10 protein-coding genes are annotated in these 12,100 nt (G+C 67.0%); 6 read left to right on the top strand and 4 right to left on the bottom strand.

Translation table 11 applies throughout. The features are described from left to right. Positions 1 to 5 precede the first annotated feature (5 nt). From ACPV3N_RS05800 to ACPV3N_RS05785, 4 genes are all read left to right on the top strand, one after another. On the top strand, positions 6 to 950 hold the full coding sequence (locus ACPV3N_RS05800; RefSeq protein ID WP_440115628.1) for an alpha-E domain-containing protein: 945 nt from the start codon (positions 6 to 8) through the stop codon (positions 948 to 950). Positions 951 to 964: 14 nt separating this feature from the next. Further along, positions 965 to 1,780 carry a transglutaminase family protein gene (locus ACPV3N_RS05795; protein ID WP_440115626.1) on the top strand — a complete coding sequence of 272 codons (816 nt, stop codon included), beginning with the start codon at positions 965 to 967 and terminating at the stop codon, positions 1,778 to 1,780. 64 nt (positions 1,781 to 1,844) lie between these two features. Continuing rightward, positions 1,845 to 2,603, top strand: a complete 759-nt coding sequence (locus tag ACPV3N_RS05790; protein WP_440115624.1) for a proteasome-type protease — start codon at positions 1,845 to 1,847, stop codon at positions 2,601 to 2,603. Positions 2,604 to 2,775: 172 nt separating this feature from the next. After that, the gene (locus tag ACPV3N_RS05785) at positions 2,776 to 3,408 is read left to right on the top strand and encodes a response regulator transcription factor (protein WP_440115622.1); all 633 of its coding nucleotides are present in this window, start codon (positions 2,776 to 2,778) and stop codon (positions 3,406 to 3,408) included. Between the two features lie 3 nt (positions 3,409 to 3,411). On the opposite strand, the gene ACPV3N_RS05780 is transcribed toward ACPV3N_RS05785, so the two are convergent. Next, positions 3,412 to 4,089: an extensin family protein gene (locus tag ACPV3N_RS05780; RefSeq protein ID WP_440115620.1), complete on the bottom strand. Its 678-nt coding sequence runs from the start codon at positions 4,087 to 4,089 to the stop codon at positions 3,412 to 3,414. Positions 4,090 to 4,124: 35 nt separating this feature from the next. Further along, a complete protein-coding gene (gene putP, locus ACPV3N_RS05775; protein WP_440115618.1) occupies positions 4,125 to 5,600 on the bottom strand; it encodes a sodium/proline symporter PutP in 1,476 nt (491 codons plus the stop codon). Positions 5,601 to 5,685: 85 nt separating this feature from the next. On the opposite strand from putP, the gene ACPV3N_RS05770 reads away from it, so the two are divergent. Together ACPV3N_RS05770 and ACPV3N_RS05765 are read left to right on the top strand one after the other, a co-directional pair. Next, positions 5,686 to 6,228 carry a PAS domain-containing protein gene (locus tag ACPV3N_RS05770; protein ID WP_440115616.1) on the top strand — a complete coding sequence of 181 codons (543 nt, stop codon included), beginning with the start codon at positions 5,686 to 5,688 and terminating at the stop codon, positions 6,226 to 6,228. A 4-nt stretch (positions 6,229 to 6,232) separates the two neighbouring features. Next, the gene (locus ACPV3N_RS05765; protein ID WP_440115614.1) at positions 6,233 to 9,652 is read left to right on the top strand and encodes a CheR family methyltransferase; all 3,420 of its coding nucleotides are present in this window, start codon (positions 6,233 to 6,235) and stop codon (positions 9,650 to 9,652) included. Between the two features lie 3 nt (positions 9,653 to 9,655). Here ACPV3N_RS05765 and ACPV3N_RS05760 read toward each other — a convergent pair whose 3' ends face one another. Together ACPV3N_RS05760 and typA are read right to left on the bottom strand one after the other, a co-directional pair. Next, on the bottom strand, positions 9,656 to 10,012 hold the full coding sequence (locus tag ACPV3N_RS05760) for a response regulator (protein ID WP_440115612.1): 357 nt from the start codon (positions 10,010 to 10,012) through the stop codon (positions 9,656 to 9,658). A gap of 68 nt (positions 10,013 to 10,080) precedes the next feature. Next, positions 10,081 to 11,910, bottom strand: coding sequence for a translational GTPase TypA (gene typA / locus ACPV3N_RS05755; protein WP_440115610.1), 1,830 nt, complete (start codon positions 11,908 to 11,910; stop codon positions 10,081 to 10,083). Between the last annotated feature and the right edge of the window lie 190 nt (positions 11,911 to 12,100).

Raw genomic sequence — 12,100 nt, 5'->3', positions numbered from 1 at the left:
CGCTCATGCTAGGAAAGACCGCCAACGGGCTGTTCTGGATGTTCCGCTATCTCGAGCGGGCCGAGAACACCGCGCGCCTGCTCGACGCAGGCCTGCGCATGGCGCTTACCCGCGACGTCATCACCGCCGAGGAGGAATGGCGCTCGGTCATCCAGGCGTCGGGCCAGGCCGAGGCGTATCGCGCCAAGCACGGCACCTACACCGGCATCCAGGTCTGGAACCACATCCTGCGCGACGGCGACAATCCCGGCAGCGTGCGAGAGATGATGCGCCAGGTGCGGACCAACGCGCGGCTCGTCCGCAACGCGATTTCCGGCGAACTGTGGACCGTGGTCAACGAAAGCTGGATGCAGATCGACAGCGTCCTCACGCGACCGGTCGGGCAGGGCGCGGTGGGCGAAGTCATCGCGCTCGTCCGTCGCGCGGGCACGCTGGCACACGGGGCAATGGTCAATTCGATGCTGCGCGATGCCGGCTTCAATTTCGCCAACGCGGGCACGTTCGTCGAGCGGGCGGATAACACCGCGCGCATCCTGGACATGAAATACTACCTGCTGCTCCCCTCGCTCAGCTACGTCGGCACCACGCTCGACAGCGGGCAGTGGGACCAGGTCCTGCGGTCGGTCTCGGGCGACCGGGCCTATCGCTGGCTCAACGCCGGACAGGCCGATTCGCGCGGGATCGTCGAGTTTCTCGTGATGGACGAGCGCTTTCCCCGCAGCCTCGCCTTCAGCCACATGATGCTGCAGGCGAACCTCAAGTCGCTTGCCAGGATCCACGGCGGCGAGGGCGAGAGCGGCCGCTTGATCGAGAGATCGTGCGCCATGCTGGCGGATCTGACGATCGAGCAGGTGTTCGACCAGGGGCTGCACCAGTTCCTGACCGGTTTCATGCGCGGCAACGCCGACATCGCCCGCGCCATCGCCGACGATTACCGGTTCCTGCGGTGAGGAAGGGATAGCCAATGCGCCTCGCGATCCGCCACACCACGCGCTACACCTTTGCCCAGCCGGTCGTGCACGCGCTCCAGCGGCTGCGCCTGACTCCCAAGACGACGCAGGGGCAGGCGATACTCGACTGGTCGATGGAATACGCGAACGCGCATCGCGAACTCGAATACGAGGACCAGAACCACAACACCGTGACGCTGGTCGCGATCGAACCCGATGCGCGCGAAGTCGTGGTGACCTGCCGCGGCACGGTCGAGACGCAGGACCACGCCGGCGTGATCGGCCATCATGCCGGGCACCTGCCCTTGTGGAGCTTCCTCGGCCAGACCCGGCTGACCCGGCCCGGGCCGCGGCTGCGGCAACTGGTCCGCTCGCTCGAGTTCTCGGATCTGAAACGGCTCGATTTCCTCCACTCGCTGTCGCGGGCGGTGCGCGACGCGATCGATTACCGAACCGGCACCACCGGCGTTTCGACGACCGGCGAGGAGGCGCTCGAGGGCGGCTGCGGGGTATGCCAGGACCACGCGCACGTGTTCATCGGCGCCGCGCGCGAGGTGGGCGTGTCCGCGCGCTACGTGTCGGGCTACCTGATGATGAACGACCGCGTCGACCAGGAGGCGACCCACGCCTGGGCCGAAGCCCACGTGGACGGGCTCGGCTGGGTCGGCTTCGACGTGTCGAACGGGATCAGCCCGGACCCGCGCTATGTCCGCGTCGCGACCGGACGCGACTATCGCGATGCGGCGCCGATCACCGGGATCACCTTCGGCTCCGCGACCGAGGACCTGCACGTCGACGTCGCTGTGGAACAGCAGCAGCAGGAACAGTGACGCCCGCCACGCTTTGGTTACACTCGGGGCGCGTTTGACGAAGGCCGGGGGGCGGAGGGAACCGATGACCTATTGCGTGGGAATGGTGCTCGACAAGGGACTCGTCCTGATGAGCGACACCCGGACCAATTCGGGCGTCGACAACATCTCGGTGTTCCGCAAGATGATCCACTGGGAGCAGCCCGGCGAACGGGTGATCGCGGTCATGACCGCGGGCAACCTCGCCACGACCCAGGCCGTTATCAGCCAGCTCGAGGAACGCACCAAGACGCCGGGCGAACGGCGCAACACCGTCTACGACGCACCGACGATGTTCCAGGTCGCGACCGAGATCGGGCGCCTGCTGCGCGACACGATCGACGAACGCCAGGCGGCCAACGGCGCGCAGGGGCAGGGCCGCTTTACCGCCTCGATGATCGTCGCGGGCCAGATCAAGGGGATGGAGCCCCGGCTGTTCCTGATCTACCCCGAAGGCAACTTCATCGAGGCAAGCTGGGACACCCCGTTTTTCCAGATCGGTGAGACCAAGTACGGCCGGCCGATCCTGATCCGCGCCTACGACAGGGGCATGAGTTTCGAGGACGCGGTCAAGCTGCTGATGGTCAGCTTCGATTCGACGCTCAAGGCCAATCTCTCGGTCGGTCTGCCGCTCGACATGATGGTCATCGAACGCGACACGTTTGCCGCCAGTCACCAGCGGCGCGTGACGCATGAGGATCCCTATTTCCAGGCCATCTCGGCGGGATGGAGCGAGGCACTGCGAAGCGCATTTCACGAGCTGCCCGACTTCAGTTTCTATGCTCCGGACGACGAAAACGCCTGATCGCTCCGATTACGAGCATGCGGCTCCGCAAATACGCGTAGAATTGTCTCCGATCCCGAGCGATGCGATACAGTCGGCAGGGTGGCGTCTAGCGACAAATACTTAGGCAAATTCCTCCGTTTCGGAACTCTTGGCCGCTTGTATGTCCTGCTGGCGCTTGCAACTTGCCGGCATGGGTCAGCGGACGGTCATCCACTTCGTCGACGCGGATACGCGAATGCGGGCAGAACTGGCCCGCATCGCGTTCGGCATGGGGCATCATGCCGAGGTTTATGCCGATCTCGCCGAGCTATGCGACCATCCCGCCCACCGCGGGATCGTCGTCATCCGGGACGAGGCGCAGGAGGGGGAAATCGAGTCGGCGCTCGACCTGCTGGCACGCTGCGGGGTGTGGCTCCCGCTGGTGGGGATGAGCGAGGACCCGCCCACCTCGCGCGTGGTCGCGGCGATCAAGGCGGGCGCGATCGATTACCTCGCCCTGCCGCTCGACCCGGACCGGTTCTCGGCGATGCTCGACCGCGTCGGCGGCGAGGCCCGCGAGCACGCCGAGGCGCGCCGCAGGATGATCGAGGCCCGCGGCCGCCTGTCCAGCCTGTCGGCCCGCGAGCGCGAGGTGCTCGACTGGCTTACGCTCGGCAGCAGCAACAAGACGATTGCGCGCGAATTGCAGATCAGTCCGCGCACGGTCGAGATCCACCGGGCCAACATGATGACCAAGCTGGGCGCGAGCCATGCGGCGGAGGCCGTGCGCCTGCGCCTCGAGGCGCGGATCGACGGGCCGGCCATCCAGGCGCTGGCAGGCTGAAGCTCAGCGGCAGAACCCGTTGCCGCCGGACGACCGGGGCGCTTCAAGGTGAAAGTGGTCGCGGTGCGCGGCGTTGTAGTCCGGACCGAGGATCATCCCGAAGCGCCTGCATGCGCTCGCGTGGATCACCCGCAGAAACTGCCGTTCCGCATCGGTTCCTCCGTTCCAGCCGCCCAGGACGCTTATGCGGCGCCCGTCGGCAAGGACGAAACCGGCGACATCGATCGCTTCGGCCGTGGCATGCGCGGACAGGCGCGCGCTACCGGCGACGGTGCGGCAGTTGTAGCTGCCCATCGTCTCGATCCGGACAAGCGCGCTGCCGAGCATTTCGCGCGCGGCCCGATCGATGCCGAACCGGGCCCACGCGGCCATGGCATCGGCGAGCGGACACGAGACCGGCCCCAGGTTAGTGAGCTGGAACCGCGCCGCATCGCCCTGCAGTGCGGTCAGGCTGACGGTCCCGACGGTAGAACACCCCGCGCCGTAGTAGCGGTCGGGCACCGGGCTGAAGTTTGCGCCCGTCGCGCCGAGTTCGCTGAAACACGCGTTCGCCTGCGGACTGACCGCGACCGCACGCGGCGCCGCCTGCGCTTGCGGGCGCGCCGGTGCGCGTCCGTCGGGCACGAGGTTGCCGCAGGCGCCCAGCGACAGCGCGAGAAGGGGGACAAGCTTGCGAACCATGGCGGCGAGTGTCGCGCGCCATGGTTAACAGCGCCCTAATTCGCTGGCACGCTTTCCGCGGCTGGAGCCGGGGGCGCGGTGAACAGGCTGACGCCGACGATGGCGATGAAAGCGGCGAAGAAGCCCGGCAGGATCTCGTAGACGCCCTGCCCGCCGAGGAAGCCCGCGTCCCACCCTTGCGCGATCCACACGATGACGACGCCTGCGCCGGTGACGAGGCCCGCGAGCGCGCCCGCCCCGGTCATCCGCGGCCATGTCAGCGACAGGATGATCAGCGGGCCGAACGCCGCGCCGAACCCGGCCCAGGCGTGCGCCACGAGGCCGAGCACCTCGCTGTCGGGGTCTGCCGCAATCGCGATCGCGGCGACCGCGACGAGCGCGACGCTGATCCGGCCCACGGTCACCGCCTCGCGTTCGCTCGCGTTCTTGCGCAGGAATAGCCGGTAGAAATCCTCGGTCAGCGAGCTCGACGAAACGAGCAGCTGCGAGGAGATCGTCGACATGATCGCAGCCAGCAGCGCGGCGTAGAGGAACCCCGTGACGAGCGGGTGAAACAACAGGTTCGCCAGCAGGATGAATATCGTCTCGGGGTCCTCGAGCACCAGACCGTTGCGCTCCACGTAGGCGCGTCCGGCGAGGCCGACGCCCAGCGCCCCAACGAGGCACACCGCCATCCAGCCCATGCCGATCCAGCGCGCGGTCCTGACCGCCGCGACCGAGCGGATCGCCATGAACCGCACGATGATGTGCGGCTGCCCGAAATACCCCAGGCCCCAGGTCACCGCCGACAGCCAGCCGATCGCGGTCAGGTTGTGGCCGATGTCGAGAAATCCGTCCTGCGGGATCGCGGCGATGCTCCCGCCCGAACTGCCGCCTTCGCCGAACATCACGACGAGCGGCATGATGATCAGCGCGAGCAGCATGATCACGCCCTGCACGAAGTCGGTCAGGCTGACCGCGAGAAACCCGCCGACCACCGTGTAGGCGAGCACGACGAGCGCGGTAACCCACACCCCGGTCATGTAGCCGCCCCCGGTGAATTCGGCGAACGCGCTGACGAACAGCTTCCCCCCGCCGACGAGACCGGCGGCGGTGTAGACGGTGAAGAACAGGACGACGATCACCGCGCTGGTGACGCGCAGCGCGACGGCATGGCCGGGGAACCGGTTGCCGAGGAATTCGGGTATCGTCAGCGAATCGCCGAGTTCCGCGGTCTGTTTGCGCAGGCGCGGCGCGACGACGATCCAGTTGACCAGCGCGCCCACGAACAGCCCGATGCCGATCCACGCCTCGACGAGACCGCTGGCGTATAGCGCGCCCGGCAGGCCGAGCAGAAGCCAGCCCGACATGTCCGAAGCTCCCGCCGAGAGCGCCGCGACGCCCGGCGAAAGGTTGCGTCCCGCAAGAAGGTAGCCCTCGGTGTCTGCGGTCGATTTCCGCCACGCGTAGAGCCCGATCGCGATCATGAGCACGAAGTAGAGCGCGAGGCTGATGAGTATCCCTGTCTGCATGGCCGGGTTTGCTATCAGCCGAGAACGGCGCTGGCCAGCGCACGGATCATTTGACGCGGGCTTAACTATTTGTAGGTCGCACCGGATGACCTATTTCGACGAGTCGGCAGATTTGCCGCAAGGCATTGTCGACATGTTCGCCAGGAGCGGGGTGTCGCTGTCCATCGCCGACTACACCCGGCCCGACTGTCCGCTGGTCGGCGTCAACGAGGCGTTCCTGAAACTGTCGGGTTACCCGGCGCAGGAAGTGCTCGGCCGCAACTGCCGGTTCCTCCAGCCGGCGCGGGGGGCGGGGCCAGTGCGCCGGCGGATGCGCGAATTTCTCGACGATCCGGAACAGTCCGACGACAAGTTCGTCATCCCCAACGTGACCCGCGACGGCCAACCGTTCCTCAATCTCGTATATATGGCCAAGCTCGTGCGGGGCGGCCAGCCATCGCTCGTGCTCGGCTCGCAGTTCGCGATCGATGCGCCGGGCCGGCTCGACCCTGCTCTCTATGACCGCGCGCTGTCGGAAGACCTCAGGCGCCTCGACCTGCGTCAGCGGGAACCCGGCTGGTCGCTGCTTGGCAGCTTCGATGCCCTGTCCTCGAGCCTGTCCATCATTGCACGGGCGCGGCTGGACTGAGCGCGTGGCGGGCGGCGGCGATAGTTTCCCGATCGTCGGAGTGGGCGCGTCGGCGGGCGGGCTCGAAGCGCTGCGCGCGGTTTTCGGCGGCGATTCCGGGCGGACCGGGATGGCCTTCGTGGTCGTCCAGCACCTCGATCCCACGCACGAATCGCTGATGGCACAGCTCATCGAACGCTACACCGCGATGCCGGTAAAGCAGGCCTCGGGCGGCGAAACGGTCGAGGCGGACCACGTTTATGTCATCCCGCCGGGGCACGGGCTCGCGCTCAATGACGGGGTGCTCGAGCTTACCGAGTTCACCGATCCGCGCGGCATGCGCCGGCCGATCGACGACTTCTTCGAAAGCCTTGCCGAGGACGCGGGAACGCGGGCGGCGTGCGTGATCCTGTCGGGCACTGGTGGGGACGGCAGCCGGGGCCTGCGGGCGATCAAGGAACACGGCGGGCTGTGCATCGCCCAGGAACCAGAGAGCGCCGCCTACGACGGGATGCCGGCGTCCGCCATCGCGACCGGACTCGTCGACATCGTCGCCGCTCCCCGCGAGGTGATCGGGGCACTGCGGGATTTCTTCGCTCGCGCGACCGGCGGCGCGCCGGAAGGGGAGGCGCGCGAGGTCACCGACCATATCGACGAGTTGTGCGCGGTGCTGCGTGACGCGGTCGGGCACGATTTCTCGCTCTACAAGCGCAGCACGCTGACGCGGCGCATCGCGCGGCGGATGCAGCTGCTGGGGATCGAGGGCGCGGGCGAATACCTCGACCGGCTGCACGCCGATCCCGAGGAATGCCAGGCGCTGTTCCGCGATCTCCTTATCAACGTCACGCGGTTCTTCCGCGACCCTGAGCACTTCGACGCGCTCGAGCGGCTCGTCATCGACCCCATGGTGGCGGACTGTCCGTCGGGCGCGGAACTGCGCATCTGGGTCGCGGGCTGCTCGAGCGGCGAGGAAGCCTATTCGGTCGCCATGCTGGTCGCCGACGCGGCCGAGCGCCACGGCAAGCGGCCATACGTCCAGATCTTCGCCACCGATATCGATGAGAAGATGCTCGATATCGCGCGCGCCGGTGCCTATCCGCTTTCTGCGCTGGGCGACATTCCGCGGCCGCTGCGCGACCACTACACGGTCGGCGGCAGCGACAAGTTCATCATCGCCAACAAGATCCGGGACATGGTGCGGTTCAGCATGCACAACGTGGTGCGTGACCCGCCGTTCTCGAAGGTGGACCTGATCTGCTGCCGCAACCTGCTGATCTACTTCAACGAGGAACTCCAACGCCAGGTCGTGCCGATCTTCCATTTCGCGCTGGCCGAAGGTGGACACATGTTCCTCGGCTCGTCCGAGGCGGTCGGCCGCTACGAGGACCTGTTCGACGTCATCGACCAGGGCGCGCGAATATTTCGCCGACGTGAGGTTACCGGACGCTATTCGCTGCAGATCAGCCCGCCGCCGGTGCGACCGCGCGCGCTTCGCAGCATGCCCGAGGAGGAGAGACCACGGGTCAGCGGGACCGAGATCGCCGCGCTCAACCTCGTCGCGGAACGCTATGCCCCGGTCAGCCTGCTGGTCGATGCCGAAGGCCTCCTGCTCGAGCGCTGGGGCGCTGCGGGCCGCTATCTCGACTTTCCCGACCGGCTCGAACGCACGGTGCACGTGCCCTCGCTTGCCCGGCCGGGCCTTCGCGAGCTGATCGGGCCGCTGATCCGCCAGGTTTCCGAGACCGGCCGCCGGGCTGGAGCGAGCGGGGTCGAGATTCGCACCGCCTTCGGCACGCTGGAGGCGAAAGTGATCTGCGAGCGGCTGGCGGAGGGTGCGTTCCTCTTTGTCATCGAGGAGACGGGCCCCCTCGATGTGCGGGAAGAAGATTTCGACGAATTCGACATGGAGGACGGCCAGCGCCAGTTCCTCGAGGAAGAACTGCAAGCCACCCGGCACCGGCTGCGCTCGACGGTCGAGGAACTGGAGACGACCAACGAGGAGCTGAAGAGCTCCAACGAAGAAATGATGTCGATGAACGAGGAGCTCCAGTCGACCAACGAGGAGCTGACCACGGTCAACGACGAGTTGAAAAACAAGGTCGACGAACTCACCATCGCAAACGCCGACCTCAGGAACTTCTTCGACAGCACGCAAATCGCCGTGCTCGTCGTCGACGGCAAGCTTCGGCTGCGCAGCTTTACCCAAGCGGCGCTCGCGCTGTTTCCGATCGACCACGCCGATATCGGCCGACCGCTGGGGCACCTGGCGACAAGGATGGACGACCGGCCCTACCTCGCGCTCGCCGCGAAGGCGCAGCAGGGAGAGACGGTGGAAGAGCGGGTGCACGTCGCGGCGCTCGATGCCGAGATCATCGTGCGCGCCAATCCCTATACCCGCGGAGACGGCACCACCGACGGCGCTACATTGATCTTCACCGACGTGACCCAGGCGCTGTCGCTCGAACGCGACCTGCGCGAGGAGCGCGAGCGGCTGCAGCTCGCGCTCGACGTGGCGGGCATCGGGATCTGGGAATACGAGCCGGCGACCGACCGGGTCGTGCTCGACGAGACCGAGCGGCGGCTTCTGGCCGTTCCCGACGGCGATGACGGCGAGCGGATGGAGCCGATCCTGGCGCGGATGGACGCGGAAGACCGCGCCCGTGTCAATCAGGCGCTGCGCAAGGCCATCGAGGGCGGAGAGGACTACGACGAGACCTTCCGGGTCGAACACGGCGAGGGGGAGGTGCGCTGGCTGCGCAGCCTTGCCCGCCTGATCGACCATTCGGGCAAGCGCAAACTTATCGGGGTGACATTCGACGTGACCCCCGAACGCGCGCTGCTCGCCCAGCGCGAACTGATGATCCGCGAGATGAATCACCGGGTGAAAAACCTCTTCTCGGTGATCAGCGCGATGATCTCGATCGCCGCGCGCGAGAGCGACGACATCGAATCCTTCGCCGAGGATCTGCGCGGTCGCATCCACGCGCTCGGCCGCTCACACGCGCTGACCAGCCGCATCGAGAGCGGAATCCGCGCCGGCGGCGCCATCCCGCTGCGCCAGCTGGTCGAGACGGTGATCCTGCCCAGCCGCTCCTCGCAGCCGATCTCGATCGAGGGCGGCGACGTCGAAGTGCCCAACAGCCAGATCACCTCGATCGCGCTGATCCTGCACGAATGGGCGACCAACGCGGCTAAATACGGCGTGCTGGCGACCGACGCCGTGAAAGGCGGAGGCCGACTGGCGGTCGATTGGGCCGAGAAGGGCGGAAAGGTCGAACTCAACTGGGTCGAGAGCGGCCGCGCGCCCGATGACGACGCCGCCAGCGGGGGAGAAGGCTTCGGAACCCGGCTGGTGGAAACCGCCGCGCGCCAACTCCAGGGCGAGATCGCGGGCGAAGTCCGCCCCGACGGATTCGTGCGCCGACTGGTCTTCTCGCTCGCCTGACGATCAGGCGGCGGCCGCCAGCGCCTCCTTCAGCGCCTCGGTGATGTCGCGGCTGGAGGCGGGCTTGTCGATCACCCGGCAGTGGGCGAATTCGCCCTCGAGTTCCTTGTGCGCGTGGTTGGCGCTGACGAAGATCGTGGGCACGCCGCGCGACTTGAGTGCGCGCGCGAGCGGCCACACCGGGATGCCGCCGACGTCGATGTCCAGCAGCGCCGCGTCAGGCCGGCCTGTGCCGAGCGCCTGCATTGCATCGGCGACGCTCGTGCAGTCGCAGAACACGCGAAAGCCAAGGCCCTCGACCGTCAGGACGAGGTCGAGCAGCACGAGCGCCTCGTCGTCGACAATCATGATACGCTGCATGCACGAAGCCTCCCGTGGAAGGCCAAACCGGCGAGGTGCCGGTTCGGTTCCTGTCGGCCGGCGATTCCTCAGTCTGCCCGGCGGCTGGCCTTCTTGCGCTCGTGCGGGTCGAGGATCGCCTTCCTGAGACGGATCGACTTGGGCGTCACCTCGACCATCTCGTCGTCGTCGATGTAGGCGATCGCCTGCTCCAGCGTCATGACCTTGGGCGGGGTGAGCCGGATCGCGTCGTCCTTGCCGGTCGAGCGGAAATTCGTCAGCTGCTTCGATTTCATCGGATTGACTTCGAGATCGTCGGGCTTGGCGTTCTCGCCGATGATCATGCCCTCGTAGATCTTCGCCTGGGGGCCGAGGAACAGGATGCCGCGCTCCTCGAGGCTGTTGAGCGCATAGCCCACGGCCTCGCCGGTGCCGTTCGAAATCAGCACGCCATTCTGGCGGCCCTCGATCTGGCCCTTGTAGGGACCGTATTTCTCGAACAGGCGGTTCATGATGCCGGTGCCGCGGGTGTCGGACAGGAACTCGCCGTGATAACCGATCAGGCCTCGGCTCGGCGCCGAGAACGTGATGCGGGTCTTGCCAGCGCCCGACGGGCGCATCTCCGTCAGCTCGGCCTTGCGGCGCTGCATCTTCTCCACGACCGTGCCCGAGTGCTCGTCGTCGACGTCGATCACGACCTGCTCGTAGGGCTCGGTGCGCTCGCCGTTCTCTTCGCGAAACAGCACCCGCGGACGGCTGATGCCGAGTTCGAAGCCCTCGCGGCGCATCGTCTCGATCAGCACGCCGAGCTGAAGCTCGCCGCGCCCGGCAACCTCGAAGCTGTCCTTGTCGGCGCTTTCGGTCACGCGGATGGCGACGTTGACTTCCGCTTCGCGCATCAGGCGGTCGCGGATCATGCGGCTGGTGACCTTGTCGCCCTCGCGGCCGGCGAGCGGGCTGTCGTTCACCGCGAAGCGCATCGACAGCGTCGGCGGGTCGATAGGCTGGGCGGCAAGCGGCTCGCTCACGTCGGGCGAGGCGATCGTGTTGGCGACGGTCGCCTTCTCGAGGCCCGCGAGCGCGATGATGTCGCCAGCGCTCGCGCTGTCGACTGGCACCCGGTCGAGCCCGCGATAGGCGAGGAGCTTGGTCGCACGGCCCGCTTCGATGATCTTGCCATCCATGTCGAGCGCGCGGATCGGATCGTTGACCTTGATCGTGCCCGAGTGGACGCGACCGGTGAGCACGCGGCCCATGAAGTTGTCGCGGTCGAGCAGGGTGGCGAGGAACCGGAACGGCCCGCCGTCGTCGACCTGCGGCGCGGGAACATGGTCCACGATCTTCTGGAACAGCGGCGTCAGCGTGCCTTCGCGCAGGCTCGGGTCCTCGTTCGCATAGCCGTTGCGGCCCGAGGCGTAGAGCACCGGGAAATCGAGCTGGTCGTCGTTCGCGTCGAGGCTGACGAACAGGTCGAACACCTCGTCGAGAACTTCCTGGATCCGCTCGTCGGGCCGGTCGATCTTGTTGACGACGACGATTGGCCTGAGGCCGAGGGCGAGCGCCTTGCCGGTTACGAACTTGGTCTGCGGCATTGCCCCTTCGGAGCTGTCGACCAGCAGGATCACGCCGTCGACCATGCTGAGAATGCGCTCGACCTCGCCGCCGAAGTCGGCGTGGCCGGGCGTGTCGACGATGTTGATCCGCACCGTTTCGCCGCCGCCTTCGGGCGCCCATTCGACCGAGGTGGGCTTGGCGAGGATGGTGATCCCGCGTTCCTTTTCCAGGTCGTTCGAATCCATCGCGCGTTCCTCGACGCGCTGGTTCTCGCGGAAGGTGCCGGACTGGCGGAACAGCTGGTCGACGAGCGTGGTCTTGCCATGGTCGACGTGGGCGATGATCGCCACGTTGCGAAGGGACATCGGGGTTTCTCTTGGGTTGGCGCGGAGGGAGGCCCCGGCGCGAAAAGTCGGCGCGCCCCTAGCTTAGGAGGCGCGCGAACACAACCGGCGGTGACGCGGCGGAACATGTGTCTCCGATGCCACAGTGCGTTACCCGTTCAATCGCTTACGAAATGTCGCTTGAGCGCGGGATTGCGTAAGTTTATTCACC

The organism is Tsuneonella sediminis, from assembly GCF_051912845.1.
GTDB classification, from domain to species: Bacteria; Pseudomonadota; Alphaproteobacteria; order Sphingomonadales; family Sphingomonadaceae; genus Tsuneonella; species Tsuneonella sediminis.
This window is presented reverse-complemented; position numbering and strand designations above follow the sequence as displayed.